This window comes from Sphingomonas sp. CFBP 13728, from assembly GCF_014841895.1.
Lineage (GTDB): Bacteria > Pseudomonadota > Alphaproteobacteria > Sphingomonadales > Sphingomonadaceae > Sphingomonas.
On record NZ_JACYUS010000002.1, the window covers coordinates 743487 to 758606 of the forward strand.

Annotated in this window: 21 protein-coding genes and 1 pseudogene; 16 read left to right on the forward strand and 6 right to left on the reverse strand. The window is 58.4% G+C overall.

Going from position 1 to position 15120, the window contains the following annotated elements:
- The first annotated feature begins 12 nt into the window (after nt 1-12).
- Both panC and IFT67_RS12395 read left to right on the forward strand, forming a co-directional pair.
- A complete protein-coding gene (gene panC / locus IFT67_RS12390) occupies nt 13-864 on the forward strand; it encodes a pantoate--beta-alanine ligase (protein WP_192238535.1) in 852 nt (283 codons plus the stop codon).
- A 78-nt stretch (nt 865-942) separates the two neighbouring features.
- A complete protein-coding gene (locus IFT67_RS12395; RefSeq protein ID WP_192238536.1) occupies nt 943-1239 on the forward strand; it encodes an SEL1-like repeat protein in 297 nt (98 codons plus the stop codon).
- 161 nt (nt 1240-1400) lie between these two features.
- Here IFT67_RS12395 and topA read toward each other — a convergent pair whose 3' ends face one another.
- Entirely contained in the window at nt 1401-4019 is a 2619-nt protein-coding gene (gene topA, locus IFT67_RS12400) for a type I DNA topoisomerase (protein WP_192238537.1), read from the reverse strand.
- A 546-nt stretch (nt 4020-4565) separates the two neighbouring features.
- On the opposite strand from topA, the gene IFT67_RS12405 reads away from it, so the two are divergent.
- On the forward strand, nt 4566-4817 hold the full coding sequence (locus tag IFT67_RS12405) for a hypothetical protein (protein ID WP_192238538.1): 252 nt from the start codon (nt 4566-4568) through the stop codon (nt 4815-4817).
- A gap of 1 nt (nt 4818) precedes the next feature.
- On the opposite strand, the pseudogene IFT67_RS12410 reads toward IFT67_RS12405, so the two are convergent.
- Nucleotides 4819-5118 (reverse strand): annotated as a pseudogene (locus IFT67_RS12410) (DprA-like winged helix domain-containing protein); the annotation flags it as partial.
- 47 nt (nt 5119-5165) lie between these two features.
- Here IFT67_RS12410 and IFT67_RS12415 point away from each other — a divergent pair.
- The gene (locus tag IFT67_RS12415; protein ID WP_192238540.1) at nt 5166-6944 is read left to right on the forward strand and encodes a recombinase family protein; all 1779 of its coding nucleotides are present in this window, start codon (nt 5166-5168) and stop codon (nt 6942-6944) included.
- An 85-nt stretch (nt 6945-7029) separates the two neighbouring features.
- Here the strand turns inward: IFT67_RS12415 and IFT67_RS12420 are convergent, their stop codons facing one another.
- Nucleotides 7030-7206, reverse strand: coding sequence for a hypothetical protein (locus tag IFT67_RS12420; protein WP_192238541.1), 177 nt, complete (start codon nt 7204-7206; stop codon nt 7030-7032).
- A gap of 179 nt (nt 7207-7385) precedes the next feature.
- On the opposite strand from IFT67_RS12420, the gene IFT67_RS12425 reads away from it, so the two are divergent.
- From IFT67_RS12425 to IFT67_RS12440, 4 genes are all read left to right on the forward strand, one after another.
- Complete coding sequence (locus tag IFT67_RS12425; RefSeq protein ID WP_192238542.1) at nt 7386-7559, forward strand: hypothetical protein; 174 nt, start codon at nt 7386-7388, stop codon at nt 7557-7559.
- A gap of 144 nt (nt 7560-7703) precedes the next feature.
- Nucleotides 7704-8018 carry a hypothetical protein gene (locus tag IFT67_RS12430; protein WP_192238543.1) on the forward strand — a complete coding sequence of 105 codons (315 nt, stop codon included), beginning with the start codon at nt 7704-7706 and terminating at the stop codon, nt 8016-8018.
- Nucleotides 8019-8198: 180 nt separating this feature from the next.
- Complete coding sequence (locus tag IFT67_RS12435) at nt 8199-8549, forward strand: hypothetical protein (protein ID WP_192238544.1); 351 nt, start codon at nt 8199-8201, stop codon at nt 8547-8549.
- Nucleotides 8550-8607: 58 nt separating this feature from the next.
- Nucleotides 8608-8982: a DUF2958 domain-containing protein gene (locus tag IFT67_RS12440; RefSeq protein WP_192238545.1), complete on the forward strand. Its 375-nt coding sequence runs from the start codon at nt 8608-8610 to the stop codon at nt 8980-8982.
- A gap of 101 nt (nt 8983-9083) precedes the next feature.
- On the opposite strand, the gene IFT67_RS12445 is transcribed toward IFT67_RS12440, so the two are convergent.
- Nucleotides 9084-9662, reverse strand: coding sequence for a hypothetical protein (locus IFT67_RS12445; protein ID WP_192238546.1), 579 nt, complete (start codon nt 9660-9662; stop codon nt 9084-9086).
- Between the two features lie 116 nt (nt 9663-9778).
- Nucleotides 9779-10213, reverse strand: a complete 435-nt coding sequence (locus IFT67_RS12450; protein WP_192238547.1) for a hypothetical protein — start codon at nt 10211-10213, stop codon at nt 9779-9781.
- 197 nt (nt 10214-10410) lie between these two features.
- Here IFT67_RS12450 and IFT67_RS12455 point away from each other — a divergent pair, with 197 nt between their 5' ends.
- From IFT67_RS12455 to IFT67_RS12490, 8 genes are all read left to right on the forward strand, one after another.
- Nucleotides 10411-10638, forward strand: coding sequence for a hypothetical protein (locus tag IFT67_RS12455; RefSeq protein ID WP_192238548.1), 228 nt, complete (start codon nt 10411-10413; stop codon nt 10636-10638).
- An 86-nt stretch (nt 10639-10724) separates the two neighbouring features.
- Nucleotides 10725-10958 (forward strand): hypothetical protein, encoded by a 234-nt coding sequence (locus IFT67_RS12460; protein ID WP_192238549.1) that lies wholly within the window; start codon nt 10725-10727, stop codon nt 10956-10958.
- Nucleotides 10955-11185, forward strand: a complete 231-nt coding sequence (locus tag IFT67_RS12465) for a hypothetical protein (protein ID WP_192238550.1) — start codon at nt 10955-10957, stop codon at nt 11183-11185. The genes IFT67_RS12460 and IFT67_RS12465 overlap by 4 nt, the downstream gene beginning before the upstream one ends.
- Before the next feature lie 288 nt (nt 11186-11473).
- Nucleotides 11474-11752 (forward strand): hypothetical protein, encoded by a 279-nt coding sequence (locus tag IFT67_RS12470; protein WP_192238551.1) that lies wholly within the window; start codon nt 11474-11476, stop codon nt 11750-11752.
- Nucleotides 11753-11813: 61 nt separating this feature from the next.
- Entirely contained in the window at nt 11814-12407 is a 594-nt protein-coding gene (locus tag IFT67_RS12475; protein ID WP_192238552.1) for a hypothetical protein, read from the forward strand.
- 58 nt (nt 12408-12465) lie between these two features.
- Nucleotides 12466-12984: a terminase small subunit-like protein gene (locus IFT67_RS12480; protein ID WP_192238553.1), complete on the forward strand. Its 519-nt coding sequence runs from the start codon at nt 12466-12468 to the stop codon at nt 12982-12984.
- Between the two features lie 217 nt (nt 12985-13201).
- Nucleotides 13202-13744: a recombinase family protein gene (locus IFT67_RS12485; RefSeq protein ID WP_192238554.1), complete on the forward strand. Its 543-nt coding sequence runs from the start codon at nt 13202-13204 to the stop codon at nt 13742-13744.
- Nucleotides 13745-13864: 120 nt separating this feature from the next.
- Nucleotides 13865-14542: a DUF2971 domain-containing protein gene (locus IFT67_RS12490; RefSeq protein WP_192238555.1), complete on the forward strand. Its 678-nt coding sequence runs from the start codon at nt 13865-13867 to the stop codon at nt 14540-14542.
- 62 nt (nt 14543-14604) lie between these two features.
- Here IFT67_RS12490 and IFT67_RS12495 read toward each other — a convergent pair whose 3' ends face one another.
- Entirely contained in the window at nt 14605-15117 is a 513-nt protein-coding gene (locus IFT67_RS12495) for a hypothetical protein (RefSeq protein WP_192238556.1), read from the reverse strand.
- Nucleotides 15118-15120: the final 3 nt, after the last annotated feature.

A 15120-nucleotide genomic window follows, 5' to 3' on the forward strand; every position in this document is an offset into this window, starting at 1 on the left:
TAGGAGTTTCACGTGGACACCGTCCGGGACCTTAATGCGTTGCGCGACAGCGTCGCCGCCTTTCGTGCGGCGGGGCAGCGCGTCGCGCTCGTTCCGACGATGGGGGCGCTCCACGCCGGCCATGTCGCGCTGATCGAGGCGGCGAAGCGGCCGGGGACCAAGGTGGTCGCGTCGATCTTCGTCAACCCGACGCAGTTCGGCCCGAACGAGGATCTGTCGCGCTATCCGCGGCGCGAGATGGCCGATATCCGGATGCTCAACGAAGCCGGGTGCGACCTGCTCTGGCTGCCGTCGGTCGAGACGATGTATCCCGATGGCTTCGCCACGTCGGTGCGCGTCTCGGGTGTCAGCGATGGGTTCGACGGCGCCTCGCGGCCCGGCCACTTCGACGGTGTCGCGACGGTCGTGTCGAAGCTGTTCAACCAGGTCGGCCCCGACGCCGCGTATTTCGGCGAGAAGGATTACCAGCAGCTGGCGGTCGTCCGGCGGTTCGTCGCCGATCTCGATTTCGCGATCGATATCGTCGGGGTGCCGACGCAGCGCGACGACGACGGTTTGGCGATGTCGTCGCGCAACATCTACCTCGACGACGAGCAGCGTAAGCAGGCGGTGGCCCTGCCGCGCGCGCTGGGCGTCGCCGCGCGGGCGATCGCGAAGGGCGAGGACGTCGAGTCGGTGCTCGACGATGCGCGGACGACGTTGGTCGGGGCGGGGTTCACGATCGATTACGTCGCGCTGGCGGATGCGGAGACGCTGGCGGAGAACCCTGCGGCGGAGCGTCCGCGGCGGTTGCTGGCGGCGGCGCGGATGGGTGCGACGCGGTTGATCGATAACATCGCGATCGAGGCACCAGACGCGTTGTAAAAAACGGGCGTTAACCCATTAACCATTTCGTAGCCCGAATCACGGCACTCTGTCCTCACGAACATTGGGGGCAAGACCATGGGCATCAGTTTCAAGACCGCGAATATTACGATCGAACGTCGTCTGGCGGATGCCGCGCGAGGCGACGACCGGGCGTGCTACGAACTGGGGATGGTGTATTCGACGGGGACGTCGGGTGTCGTCCTCGACCTGATCGAGGCGCACAAGTGGTTCAATCTGGCGGCGGTGTCGGGGAACATCGCCGCGCAGGAATGCCGGGCGGAGATCGCCGAGGACATGACCGCTCGGGAGATATCGGTGGCGCAGCGTGCTGCCCGGGATTGGATGCAGTTGACGCAACGCCGGGCTGCTTAATCCTCCCCGGAACGGGGAGGGGGACCGTTCGCCGCTTGGCGAAGGGTGGAGGGGGATCACCGCGAGCGTAGCGTTCGTGGGGCTTACCTTACGCAGGGGTGCTTTTGGGGAAGCCCCCCTCCACCATCCTTTGGATGGTCCCCCTCCCCTTGCAGGGAGGATTAGGCTTCGGCTTTCTTCTTTGGCGCGGCTTTCTTGGCGGGGGCCTTTTTAGCCGGCGCCTTCTTTGCCGGAGCCTTCGCTTCAGCCTCGTCCTTGGCCACTGCTGTCTTGGCCGGTGCCTTTTTCGCCGCCGGCTTCTTGGCGGGCGCTTTCTTCTTCTTCGTTGCTGGCGCCGCAGCGGCGCGTGCGTCGATCAATGACGCCGCTTCCTCAAGCGTCAGCTGGTCCTTTTCGATCGACTTGGGCAGCGTCGCGTTGGTGGTGCCGTCGGTGACGTAGGCGCCGTAACGCCCTTCCATCAGCTTGATCTCCGCCTCGGTGCGCGGATGGTTGCCGAGGATCTTGAGCGGTGCCTGCGCCCCGCGCGCGGTACGTCCGCCGCCCGCTGCGGCTTCGGCGAGCTTCACCACCGCTGCATTCATGCCCGTCTCGAACACGTCCGCAGTCGTCTGGAGTCGGGCGTATTTGCCCGCGTGCTTCAGATACGGGCCGAACTTGCCGATCGTCGAGATGATCGGTTCGCCGGTCTCGGGGTGGTTGCCCACCGTCCGCGGGAGGGACAGCAGTTTGACCGCCCACTCCAGATTGAGCTCGCCGATGTCCTTCGGGATCGACGCCATCTTGCGGTCTTCGCCTTCGCCGATCTGCAGATACGGGCCGAAGCGTCCCGACTTGCGCTCGATCGGCTGGCCGGTGTCGGGATGCGTGCCGAGCGTCGACGGGCCGGCATCCGCTTCGGCATCGCCGCCGGGCTGCGCGAAGCGACGCGTGTATTTGCACTCAGGATAGTTCGAGCACGCGATAAACGCGCCGAATTTGCCGCCCCGCAGCGCAAGCTGGCCCTCACCGCAGTTCGGGCAGAGACGCGGATCGCCGCCGTCAGCCTTGGCGGGGAACAAATACGGCGCGAGGAAGGTGTCGAGTTCGGCGGTGATCGCCGACGGCTGCTGCTCCATCACCTCGTTGGTGCGCGGCTTGAAATCGCGCCAGAACGCGTCGAGCACCGACTGCCACTGCGCGCGGCCGCCGGAGACGTCGTCGAGCTCTTCCTCCAGCTCGGCGGTGTAGTCGTAGCCGACGTATTTCTCGAAGAAGCGCTCCAGGAACGCCGTCACCAGCCGGCCGGACTCCTCGGCGAAGAAGCGGTTCTTCTCGATCCGGACATAGGCGCGGTCCTTCAGCGTCTTGATGATCGACGCGTAGGTGGACGGCCGGCCGATGCCGAGTTCCTCCATGCGCTTGACCAGCGAGGCTTCGGAGAAGCGTGGCGGCGGCTGGGTGAAGTGCTGCTCGGCGTCGACCTTCTTCTTCGCGGGCGCATCGCCTTCGCGCATCCGCGGCAGGCGGCGCGCGTCCTCGTCAGCGGAATCGTCCGACCCTTCCTCGTACAGCGCGAGATAGCCGGGGAAGAGCACGACCTGGCCGGTGGCGCGCAGGATGTTGCGGCCGGTGCCGTCGGCCATCTCGACCGTGGTGCGTTCCATCCGCGCCGACGCCATCTGGCTCGCGAGCGCGCGCTTGAAGATCAGGTCGTAGAGGCGCGCGTGATCGCCGCCGCCGGCCTTGTCCTTGCCGAAGTCGGTCGGGCGGATCGCCTCGTGCGCTTCCTGTGCGTTCTTCGCCTTCGACTGGTATTGGCGTGGCTTGTCGGGGACATAGCTCGCGTCGAAGCGGTTCGCGACGGCCAAGCGCGCGGCACTTATCGCGCTCGAATCCATCTGCACGCCGTCGGTACGCATGTAGGTGATCGCGCCGTCCTCATAGAGGCCCTGCGCGATCCGCATCGTGTGATCCGCCGAGAAACCGAGTTTGCGCGAGGCCTCCTGCTGCAACGTCGACGTCGTGAACGGCGGCGGTGGGTTGCGACCGGCGGGCTTGGTCTCGACCGACTGGACCGAGAAATTGCCGTCGAGCACGGCCTGCTTGGCGCGCAGGGCATCGCCTTCGTTGCCGATCGAGAGGCGGTCGAGCTTGTTGCCCTCGAACTGCGTCAGCCGCGAGGTGAAGGCGGTGCCGTCATGCTCCATCTCGGCGGTGACGGACCAGTATTCCTGCGGCTTGAAGACATCGATCTCGCGCTCGCGCTGGACGATCAGGCGGAGCGAGACGGACTGGACGCGGCCGGCGGACTTGGCGCCGGGCAGCTTGCGCCACAGCACCGGCGAGAGCGTGAAGCCGACGAGGTAGTCGAGCGCGCGGCGTGCGCGGTACGCGTCGATCAGGTCGTCGTCGAGCTCGCGCGGGTTCTTCATCGCCTCGGTCACCGTCGCCTTGGTGATCGCGTTGAAGGTGACCCGCTCGACCTCCTTGGGCAGTGCCTTCCGTGCGCGCAGCACTTCGCGGACATGCCACGAGATCGCCTCGCCCTCGCGATCCGGATCGGTCGCGAGGATCAGGCGGTCGGCGACCTTGGCGAGATCGGTGATCGCCTTCAACTGCTTCGACTTGTCCGCGTAATTCTCCCACGTCATCGCGAACGCATCGTCGGGATCGACCGAGCCGTCCTTGGGCGGCAGATCGCGGACATGGCCGTAGCTGGCCAGGACGCGGTAATCGCTGCCCAGATACTTCTCGATGGTTTTGGCCTTGGCAGGCGATTCGACGATGACAAGCTGCATGGGGAAACCAGGGTCCTTACGTGTACGCGTACGAGGGTGACGGCGTCGGGGTAGCCGCGTCAACCCGCAGTGGGTTCAGAGTGACGTGCAAGAGGTGCGGTCGCGGGGGCGGGTTTTCCAGAGGAGCAACCGCGGCGAGGCTGCGATACTCCGTGTTTAGCGCAGTCTCTGCGATCGTCTCCATCGAGGATCGACGCACGCCCGGACCCGCTGAGGTCCGGTACCATGTTCGGGCGAACCAGGGCCATCGGTCTCAATGCAGGGTATTTCCCGGATTAATTGATCCAGGTTCGTCAGTTACCGCGATGATATGATAAGAAATCATCAAACCTTACGTCTGTGTTCGACCGATGCGGCCGTACGGTGCGTGGTAGTCGAGACCGTGAACCTGTCGACGTTGCGGAACGGCTCGGAAGGATTTCGCCGGGCACACTGGTTCCCCACGCGGATCGCGTCCTTTCGCGCAGGGATCGACGTGCGACGGGAACTTCACGGCGCGGTGACGAGCGTTCGACGGTCTCTTATCACAGAGGCGGGAGAGGCATCGTGACCAACGACGCCTTGACCGTTGCTCGGTGGAAATGCGCGTTTCTTGCCAAGCGGATCGTCGCTTTGCGCGAGCAGGTCGCGCAGTCGTCCGTGCTCGACGAGATAAAGCTGCACCAGAACGAGCTGGACGTCTTGATCGCCACGATCGCGCGGGATTGCGGCGAGGATGCAGCGGCCGGCGATCAGCAGGCCGACTCATGCGAGGACGTTTCCGCGGTATCTGTCCCGGGACCGAGACTGGTCGGTTAGGTCAGCTGAGGCTTGCCCGGCCGCCGGCATGGCGTTCGAGGCGGCCGCCCAGTTCGAGTTCGAGCAAGACCGTGTGGACCACGGCCGGGCTCAGGCGCGACTGGCGGATGAGCTCGTCGATCGCGACGGGGACGGGGCCGAGCAGGTCGGTGATCCGGCGGCGGTCGGTGTCGCTGGCGTCCTCGGGGGGCGAGGCGGCGTAGGCGTCGATCGGGGAGCGGACCGAGCGCGGGTCGAACGGGCGGATCTGTTCGAGGATGTCGGCGGCCGATTGCACCAGCGTGGCGCCTTCGCGGATCAAGCATAAGGCAGTTGCACCACGCGTCCGATGGCGCTTAAAAACTGCGCATGACACTTCCAGCATTTTTGTACGCGCGCTTTTCCTCGCAGGAACAGGGGCGCGGCACGTCACTTGTCCGCCAGTTCGAAAACGGCCGAAACTACGCTTTAAGCAAGGGATGGCTTCTCGACCCGGATCGCGAGATATCGGACAAAGGCCGTTCAGCGTTCCACGGCGCTAATCGAAGTGAAGGCGGCGCGCTGTATGCGTTCGAACGACAGGTCGAGAAGGGTTTTTACCGCAACGGTGCGGTATTCATCGTTGAGCATTTTGACCGCATCAGCCGAGAAGGCTGGGAGCAGGTTCACGCGTTTCTAAAGCTATGCGTCGAAAACGGCGTCAGCGTTGCGACCATCGACAGCGACCGCTTCTATCCTGCCGGTGCGCGGATCGACGGTGGCACCATCATGGAGTTGGTGTTCAAGTCCGAGGGTGCGCGGGACGAGAGCAAAAAGAAAAGCGATCGAGGGCTCGATAACTGGTCGCGCAAGATCAAGGCCATCGAGGCTGGCGACAAGTCAGCGAAGATCGGTATGCCGCCCGGTTGGATGGATCGTGACCCCAAGACGAATGCGCCGGTACTAAATCCGCATCGTACTGCCGTCCTCCGCGAGATATTCGATCTGTATGTTGAGGGGTACGGTCTTCCCAGCATTGCGTCCCGGCTCAACGATCGAAAGGAGCCAAGCTGGGCAGTCGGCAAAAAGGACAAGGGAAATGGCTGGAACACTGCCTATCTGCACAAGCTGCTAACGAACCGCGCTGTCCTCGGTGAGTACGTTCCAATGTCGCGCACTCACAGCGGCATCAACGAAACCGGTAAGGGCATCGTCGTTCCCGACCACTACCCGCAAGCTATCCCAGCCGAGTTGTTCGACCGTGTTGTATCGGTGCGTGGACTGCGCCGTTTCGGCGGTGGCCCAGCCGAAGCGCAGGTCAACAATCTGTTTTCGGGTTCGGCCTTCTGCAAGTGCGGGGCTCCCATGTATTTTCAAAGCCGGCAGAAAGCGGGTCGGACGACCGGGCATAAAAGCAAGCTAGACGGTCGAAAGCTGTCTTACGTTTCCGGCGTCGATATCAGCTATCTCCGGTGCAACAATAATCGGCGGAAACACGAATGCGCGAACAGCAAGACATTCCGCTACGAAATGCTCGAACCAGCGATTCTTGATGCCGTGCTAGCGGTTGCGATTGACGATAAAAAGTTCACCGTGCCCGATCATGTTGCCGCGCTATCAGCAAACGTCTCGGAGTTAGAGCGTCAGATTGAGGGCAAGCGCCGCAATCTCGCAGCTATCGTTGACAGCCTAGCAGAGTTCTTCGTCAAAGCCCTCGCGGTCAAAGCTGCGGAGATCGAGACCGAACTAGAAGCCGACGATGCACAACTCCGCGCCATGCAAGATGAGCTGTCTCGCCAGCGGGGCAGTGCAAACCCCGACGAGCATCTACAGCGAGTGCTTGAGGTCAAAAACAGCATCAACAGCGAGGACAAAGACGCCCGCTACTCGGCGCGTGTCAGGGTCAAACAAGCGCTCGCGTTTCTAACCCGGATCGTTTGCGACACTGACGGGATCGCCACTGTCATGCTGCAAAACGGAATGATGGCTTGGCGCTTTGATCAAAAGGGCAACATCATCGGTGATCCCGTGGACCTCCGAAACAATCTCGATGTTCACAAGGGCTTGCCCGGTCCTAAGTCACTGACAGCCGACGTGCTGCGCCGTATGCCCCAGCCGGTTCGGACTCCCGTCGATCCATCGCAGCAAAAATGGAAGTACGGCGGCTAGGAGCGTCTTCCTGAGCAATCAGAGGTAGGGAAGCCCGCGTATGCTACGCGGGCTTCTTGCTATCAGGGTGAGTGCGGAAACGCGCTTAACGGGGCAGTTGGTGACGCTCGGCGCCCACATGCAACAGGAAGTGGCTGCGCTTGCGCTCGCAGTAGATTTTGACACCTTCAAACTCGACCGAGAAAGCATCGTCTTCGAACTGGTCGTTGAAGTCGAAAGTGTTCAGTGCGTAGTCGGCGAAAGCGTTAAGATCGATCTGCATTTGTTTGCTCCTCTTCCGACTGTATGTTTCCAGTCCAAAACCAGAGCGAGCAAAGAGTTGACGCTTAGAGCAGATTTCTAGTTGAGCGGAGTTGAGCGTAACCCGCTTCAAGTCTGTGGTTGCCCAGTCTGCTCAAAGACTATTGATAGAGTGGTGCGACAAGGATAGGAGCGCACACGATGAAAGACTACAGCGGACTGTTTGAGATTGCTGAGGCATCGGCTGCTTCGAACAATGATGAAAAGCTACACGAGATGATCAAAGAGCTTAAATCGATGATCGAGTTGAATCTGGAGTACGCGCAGCAAGACGTTGCAGATCGAATGGGCGAGAGGATTTTAGAGCTTCTGTAAAAGCAAGGGGCGGGCTGCACAAAAGTGTGGTCCGCCTTTTCCATGTCTGAGTGAGTAAAAGAGTTAGCAGATAGTAAAAGATCGGTTGTCCAGAGTTATCAATGGCAACAGAAGATGAGTGCGACAAACAAAGGAGCGCACAACATGACGAACATAAGCAAGCTTCCCGGTAAGAACGACATGCTGCTTGACGCTGCAAAGGGCTGGGTTCAAACGCAGGTTGTTGAGGTCGAGGGCACTTACAAGCGCGCTGTTGTCCTAGTCGAGTGCAGCGTCAACGATCCCCGGCGCTTTGGCTACTTCAACGGTGCATGGTTTCGCCTTGAGGAAGGCGATAGCGCGCCACTCCGCAAAACGATCCGGGACAAGCTTGGCGACTTTGATGTTGTCGAGTGCAGCGCAGACGACGACAGGAAGCTGCTTTATCTCGACGGAAAGCACTGGCGCCCCGCAAACTAAGCGGGGCAACGCCCAACTAATGCAAGCCCCGGCTAGTCCGGGGCTTTTTTGCGTCTGTTAAGCACGCTAGGTTGACACGCAACGAGATTGGCACGCCCGATGGGCTTTTGCCACGGAGGTTGCATGTCACGCAGAATGGAAGTCCGCGCTGTTAGCGGGTTGCCCGAACTTCTCTACAGTATGGTTCTCACGACGGCGAACAGTCGGATGATCGAGCCCTCCCCCGAGTTGCAGGATCAGGTTCTGCGGCTGGGGAATGCCTTCATACTCGCTGCAAGCCACGAGATCGAAAACGAGGGCACAACCGTCTATGCGGCCTATCAGTGGCCCGAAACCGGTCCCGCCGTGCTGGCCTTTGTGTGGGCGATCAACACCCGGCACAACATTGACGCCAGCGATGGAGCGCCGTTCTTTTTCCGCGCCTTCACGGAGACAAAGGCGACGCATGAACATCTGTTAAGCCGTGACCAGATGGAGCACGAACTGGCCCTGTACGCGGTGTCGCAATTTGGAAAACCTAGAGCAGTCTAGTGTTGTCCTAGAAGATCAAAGGCTATTGATAGGAATGTGGCAACAAGGAGTACGCCACATGAGTCAACCATTTGATTTTGTAAACGTGATCGACGCTGTATCCCTGCAACAGCTCGTGAACAACCATGTTCAGCAACAGCCCCTCAAAGGCACGAAGGGCGAGCAGGACTTCCACCCGGTCTGCAAGATATTTCTGCCGTGGACCAATGGAACTTGGCTGCTGACTGAAATGGACCCTGACGACGGGCTCGCGTTTGGGTTAGCCGACTTGGGAATGGGCTCGCCGGAACTGGGCTATATCTCGCTGGATGAGATTTACGAAATTACCGGTCCGGCTGGCTTGAAGATGGAGCAGGATGCTCACTTCAAGGCGACTAAGCCACTGTCCCAGTATGCCAGCGATGCCCGAGCGAATGGCAAAATACGTGCCTGATAAATAGGTACGCGGAGAGGAAGTCATTGGCCTGTCCGCGCTCTCCTTTCTGAACACCGGTCAAGCCCTGCTAGTTTCCTTTCTAGCAGGGCTTTTCTGCGTCAAGCGCCCTCGGCTTCCTTACGCTTGGCAATCGCGATATCGACCTCCGCAGGATCGCTGCCGGCGTCGATGTAGGACTTCCGAATGTCCTCAAACGACGGCGGGGTCTTAGAACGGCGCTTCGCTGCAACGCCGATGTTGAGCGCGCTCTGCGTTCCAACGGTCCGAGTGCCACCAGTCGACGAATTGGCCTTACGCGGGATTCCCAGCTTGTTCGTCGCACCAAAGGTCAACGCCGCTTCTAGCTGATCGTCAAAATGACCAGCTTCCACGTCCTTTGCAAAGTCGGGAAGCTTTTCCTGCAACTTTGACCGGCTGATGCGCAACCCTCCCTCGGGAACGCCGGGAAGCTTGATAGGCTGATTGTTCAAAGTGGGCCGGTAAATCACGCCGTTATTGTGCAGCGGTTCAAAATCCTTGCCACCCTGAGCGGAGACCTTCTCGCCGTTAAGCTGCCTCATCGTCTGCGCGATGCGCGACTGCATTTTCTTGCGTGCGCCCTCGTGATCAAACGGAGCCCGGTCAAAGCTGGCATCCTCGTCGCCTGTCGCTGCCCAATCGCCGTAGTCTACTGCCATGTCCGGTCCTCCGCTTGTGAAACTGCGCGGATAGAACCCATGCGTTACCGGACTGTCAACACGTCAAGGAAAAGCCCCAGCCTTTCGGCCGGGGCGTGGGTAGTGCGGTAGTCCTGTTAGCCCTTTGCGGGCTCGGCCTTCTTCGCTGCCCGTGTGGTCTTCATCTTGTCCGTTCGCGCAACCCGCTTTTCCGACAGTGAGGCAATCTGCGCATCGTACTCACCGGCCTTGATCCGGTCCGCGTAATAGTCGAGCGCGTCGTTGAAGTTGGCCTTGGGTACGCTCATTTCCTTTACGTCCACGTCGGTGTCCTGCACCTTCACGCGCTCAAGGACCAACGCGCTGTTCGACACCCGGATCGTAAACGCGATCTTATCGCCGGACAGTTTGAAGTTTAGCTTGCCCTCTGCGCCATCGCCAGCCGCATATTGCTCCTTCATCTTCGCAATGTTGTCGAGCGCGACCTGCTGAACCGTCCGACCCGCAACCGCCTTGTTGAACTCGGGAACCTGCAAAGCGGGAACCAGCATCGCGGGGGAGAACTTGCTCATCGTGTATTCCTTCGATCTTGCAGTGCCCAACTGCCCTGCTGCAACCCGTATGTTGCCGCTAATCGAATAGGGCGAGCATAGATGTTCAACTCAATGCGGTTGACAGAGCAGAATTCAACTCACCTGTATCTTCGGTAGATTGCCTGCGCGCATGGCAACATAAACTGTTGAGCAACACATTTAAGGGGCTCACTACTATGTCGGCGCAGATCATTCCGTTTCCCATCCGCAACCGTTATCCGTCGGCGCTTGGTCGCTTGTTCAGTCCAACTCCATGCCGGATCGAGACGCCCCGCGATATCGAACTCACCGGACTGGCTTGTATGGCGGGCAAGCTGCTGAACGAGTTTGACGACGACCTGTGCGACGACTTCCTTGCGCGCGTTGATGCCTACGATTGGGAAGCTGCTGCTCGTCGGGGATAAAAGCCCGAGAAAACGCCAAACGTCATATCCGTAAATAGTTGGTCTTACGCGAAGGGCCAACTCCGATGACTACAATACCCACAGATGTGCAGGCGTTCGACGTGGAGCGCGCTCTAAGCAAGGCACTGGGCATCCGCGTCGAGACATTCCTCTGTGGGCCATCGGAATACAAGTTCCGCGTGGGCCAGCGCTGGCAGTTATGCGTGGATGAAGACCAGCTTGGGCAGCTATGGAGCGACGTTGACAATCCCAGCGTACTGCGGGACTCGTTCGATGCCCTGAAAGCGGAATGCCTCGCATTCATTTCCTACAAGCGATGAGTGACCTGCTCTACAAAGCTCGCTGGACATTCCGTCACAGTGATGTGTTGAAGACCTCAAAACACGACGGGTTTGAACTGCGCTTGTGGGAATGGTTGCGCGAAAACGATGCTTTGCGTCACTATGTCAACAGCTACATCAATACCGACGATGCGACGGACACTATGGAGTATGTGGTCGTAATGCGGGACCGAGACAGTGCCTTGAAACTCAAGCTGTCTCTGTAACCTCAACCTGCAACGTTGCCTCGGCCATTAGAGCCAACTGCATGAACGCTATTGCGCGACCCATGCCCGGTGCCTTTTCCTCCAAGGATAGCTGATCGTCCTTCCGTACTGTGTGGAGCGCAGCGTTATGGGCATTACGGGCCGGAACTAGCAGCCGTTCTACGACGAGAGCTTTGACACCCTCGCGGTCAAGGCCGTCCATAAATGGGGTATCGAGGTCGAAGGAAATGCGGGCTTTCATAACCAGATTCCCTAAAAGTGGTTTCCTAAGAAATCTTTAAGTACGTGATGACACGCAAACTCCTCCTAACCGTTGAACAAGCCCGCAACTTACAAGCGGAACTCCACCACAAGCCACAAAGCGAACAGACCACATGGGGCAGTTGGGCCTATGTGGTGGAAACACCAGTACCAGAAACACCCGATAGCTTGTTGAACCCGGAACGCCTTATTACGGGAATGAAGATGGCGGCTATGGGTTGCAGTGACAGCCAGATAGCGGAGAACCTCATGTGGAAGTATCCGGGCGCAGCCTTGAAGGCATTGCGGAAACTCCTAAAGCCCTAACGATCACCCCGTAGCCTGCTTCCATCCCATGTGGTACTGCTGACCTCTACGGGGGCTTACAATGACGAATGAACCGGTATCGTTGTGGACGGAAATCAAGCCGATCCTCGGACCCCTTATCCAAGCAGGGGTCGTACTAATCGTCGGTACATTCACTGTTTGGTTCCAGCTACGACAAGCCCGTACTGCCGAACGAAAGCTATTCGCGGACATACATGACAAGCGATATAAAGCCCTAAGCGCGTTCACCCGTGATGTGACCGATCTTGCTTGGCAACTCCTCTACGAAGAGCAAGTCGCAGTTGAAGGAGAGCCAAGCCTACCCGAGAAGGCAAAGGCAAAGTGGCGAGCGTTGAACGGACAGGTACAGGAACTAACGTGGCTGTTCGGTAGCGACGTGATGATCGAAGTTGTAAGAATGCAGGATCACACTGAAAAGATGTTAGATGCAGTTCTCCGCTTTGAGCATCAATTGAAGAGTGACGACCCCGTCGCACTGGTTGAACAGATCAATGTACACAACGAACTATTCAATAATGCAGTCGGCCGCTTAAACGAGGCATCGAGGCACTATCTGTATGTAGGACACATAAAGGCAAAAGTGCCATTTATACGAGGCTTCACGGCCAACGAACTGATGAACCCGAAGAATTGAGAATGCACCGCTTGATGTAACGAAGAAGCGATATTCGGATGCTCTCTTAAATACGTGCATGGACGATACCAAGCAAACAACGACGCTTCTGCCCGCCCTCAATCCCAGTGTGGAGCAAGCCCTACAGATGCCCATTGTGGGCAACGCTATCGCCGCCGCTACACGGGCAAAACCCGGCCAGCCCACAAAGCGCAGTCCCGAGATCGTAGATACCATCCTCGACCGTGTGGCATGTGGGGAAAGCCTCATGTCCGTTTGTCAGGACCCCGCGCTTCCTGGTTACAGCACGTTCAATAGGTGGTGCCGTGAGGACCCCGAACTGCTGGAACAAGTGGACATCGCTTACGAGTTCCACGCCCGCACGATGGACGACATTGCGGATGACATTCTGGCTGGGGGCCCCACTTCCACGGGCGACTTTTACCGGGACAAGGAACGCGTTGCACATCTGCGCTGGAGGCTCGGAAAGCTAAACCGCCGTCGATACGGGGACAAAGTGCAGATGGATGTGGTCACACATCAGCCCGTCATTCTCGACCTGGGCACCATTGAGGGTGAAGGAGGCGATGGGGTCTAAGCACACAGGAAGTAGCCAGAGAGCCCCACGCTGATACCCTGCTGGGTGTGTCCGCTACTAGGCTACTGGTAGAGCATTGCGTATCGCAGTGAGCCCCAGCGGCTAACACTAGAGTACACGCTTCCGTTACAGTAACAGGGCAGTGCCACGCCGTAACATATAGGTTGCCCTTCCGCTCATGTGACAACAAACGCATGGGGTCTAAGGGAGATGTTACATGATCGTCGGCTATGCCCGAGTAAGCACAACGGACCAAGACCTAGCAGTGCAGATCGCCGCACTCACGGCACAGGGTTGTGAGAAGATATTCAGTGAGAAGCGGAGCGGCACTAACACTCAACGCGATCAGCTATCCGCTGCAATGGACTTTGTACGTGAGGGCGACACGCTGCTGGTAACACGGCTCGATCGCTTTGCACGGTCCGCTCATGATCTCCACAGCTTGGTCCACAGACTTATCCACAACGGGGTCGGCTTCCGATGCACGGAACAGGGTGGCGTTGATACCACGACGAGCAGCGGAAAGCTGATGCTGTCCATGCTGGGGGCCGTAGCCGAGTTTGAGACCGAGATACGAAAGGAGCGGCAGCTTGAGGGCATAGCCGCTGCAAAGGCCCGTGGGGTCTATAAGGGGCGGCAAAGGGCAACCGATTCCTCGACCATCCGCGCGATGCTTGATGAGGGCATGAAGCCCGGTGAGGTCGCACGGTCGCTGGGCGTCAGCCGCATGACAGTTCACAGGGCCAAGCTGTCAACCTGAGAAGAGGTCGCAGGGGGTGTATATACCCCTACCTGCTAGGGGGCCGAGGGTGGGGCCACTGGACTATTTTCTGTTTTTTAAAATCTGACACGATAGTGTCTGGTCAATTGGGAGAGCAATGTGACCGAGCGACGGACGAATACGATAAAGCGATACACGAGCCTGACCGTCGCGTTAGATATGCTAGTTAAGGAACGGATCACTCTTCTCAACCCATCGTCGTGGGAAGACGAAAACGATATTGCCTTTTTAGAAGCATATCGATTGAAGAGAAATCTGCCCGCAGTATTTGCCACCTGCTTCACGCAGGCTCCCGAGACATTCCACCATTGGAGCGTGTTCGCTAATGGACATGAGGGTGTCAGGATTAACATTGACAAGGAAAAGCTACTCGAGGGTCTGAGGAAGGATCCCTGCTACTCGTGGGGAGAAGTCGAGTATAAGACCTATGAGCAGCTTGAAAATATCACGGACTTGAGCTTGTTTAATCTTCCATTCCTCAAGCGTTATGCGTTCACGCATGAGGACGAGTTTAGAATTGTGTATGATTGCTCGGATGCTAAGAAGAAAAGTCACGATATCAAACTGAAACGAGAGTGGATTAAAGACATTACGCTTAGTCCGTGGCTGCATCCAGCGCTGATTGATCCGATTAAGGAAGCTATTAAGTCATTGCCGCATTGCAAAGACTTGACGATCAAGAAGACGAATCTACGAAATAGTGAGCGGTGGAAGAAGGCAATTGCACACGTCGCCGCAGAGAGCGAGCCAAAGGGAGGAAGAAAACGTCAGGATTAAGATTTCCCCGTTCTAAAGCGCGCTCTCTGTCGAGCTCGTCTGGCTCCGGGTGTACTAGAATGTCAGGCGCCAAATGTCGCGGCGACAAAATCTGATTGTAAGCGCCTAATACGCCCGTCAATTTCAGAACACCGGCTTTTCACGTAGAGGCTGGCGACAACAAAGATTGATATTGGCAGAACTAGGTAAAATCCGAGGATGAAGAGAGTTCCGGCTACTTCGGCAGGTAATTCCTGCCAAACTGTGCAGTAGGAAAAATAAATCACGCTGATGACGAATAGGGCAACTACGCTATAAAGTACGGTTCCGTTGACCTTCTGGAATCCCATCTCAAGCCCGCCGATGTCAGCGAGAATACCTGACGCATCTTGCCGCAGGTCGACTTTTTTGGTTGCGACGATCGCCGCTTCGACCGTGGCGGTTCGCCGCCACAACCCGGCAACGCCGCCTTCAGTGACGACTTGAATTACTGCTAGGGCCAGATAGAGTCCGATCCCTACGGTTTGCACATTCGCAAGCTGAGCGAACGAAAGCGAGCCCAGCTTGACCCACAACGGTCCAAAGTCAAAGCACACGTG

Excerpts from the sequence above, each read along its gene's own strand:
- IFT67_RS12395 (WP_192238536.1), top strand. The coding sequence starts at position 943 with ATGGGCATCAGTTTCAAGACCGCGAATATTACGATCGAACGTCGTCTG.
- topA (WP_192238537.1), bottom strand. The coding sequence starts at position 4,019 with ATGCAGCTTGTCATCGTCGAATCGCCTGCCAAGGCCAAAACCATCGAG.
- IFT67_RS12415 (WP_192238540.1), top strand. The coding sequence starts at position 5,166 with ATGACACTTCCAGCATTTTTGTACGCGCGCTTTTCCTCGCAGGAACAG.
- IFT67_RS12420 (WP_192238541.1), bottom strand. The coding sequence starts at position 7,206 with ATGCAGATCGATCTTAACGCTTTCGCCGACTACGCACTGAACACTTTC.
- IFT67_RS12425 (WP_192238542.1), top strand. The coding sequence starts at position 7,386 with ATGAAAGACTACAGCGGACTGTTTGAGATTGCTGAGGCATCGGCTGCT.
- IFT67_RS12430 (WP_192238543.1), top strand. The coding sequence starts at position 7,704 with ATGACGAACATAAGCAAGCTTCCCGGTAAGAACGACATGCTGCTTGAC.
- IFT67_RS12435 (WP_192238544.1), top strand. The coding sequence starts at position 8,199 with ATGGTTCTCACGACGGCGAACAGTCGGATGATCGAGCCCTCCCCCGAG.
- IFT67_RS12440 (WP_192238545.1), top strand. The coding sequence starts at position 8,608 with ATGAGTCAACCATTTGATTTTGTAAACGTGATCGACGCTGTATCCCTG.
- IFT67_RS12445 (WP_192238546.1), bottom strand. The coding sequence starts at position 9,662 with ATGGCAGTAGACTACGGCGATTGGGCAGCGACAGGCGACGAGGATGCC.
- IFT67_RS12450 (WP_192238547.1), bottom strand. The coding sequence starts at position 10,213 with ATGAGCAAGTTCTCCCCCGCGATGCTGGTTCCCGCTTTGCAGGTTCCC.
- IFT67_RS12455 (WP_192238548.1), top strand. The coding sequence starts at position 10,411 with ATGTCGGCGCAGATCATTCCGTTTCCCATCCGCAACCGTTATCCGTCG.
- IFT67_RS12465 (WP_192238550.1), top strand. The coding sequence starts at position 10,955 with ATGAGTGACCTGCTCTACAAAGCTCGCTGGACATTCCGTCACAGTGAT.
- IFT67_RS12470 (WP_192238551.1), top strand. The coding sequence starts at position 11,474 with ATGACACGCAAACTCCTCCTAACCGTTGAACAAGCCCGCAACTTACAA.
- IFT67_RS12475 (WP_192238552.1), top strand. The coding sequence starts at position 11,814 with ATGACGAATGAACCGGTATCGTTGTGGACGGAAATCAAGCCGATCCTC.
- IFT67_RS12480 (WP_192238553.1), top strand. The coding sequence starts at position 12,466 with ATGGACGATACCAAGCAAACAACGACGCTTCTGCCCGCCCTCAATCCC.
- IFT67_RS12485 (WP_192238554.1), top strand. The coding sequence starts at position 13,202 with ATGATCGTCGGCTATGCCCGAGTAAGCACAACGGACCAAGACCTAGCA.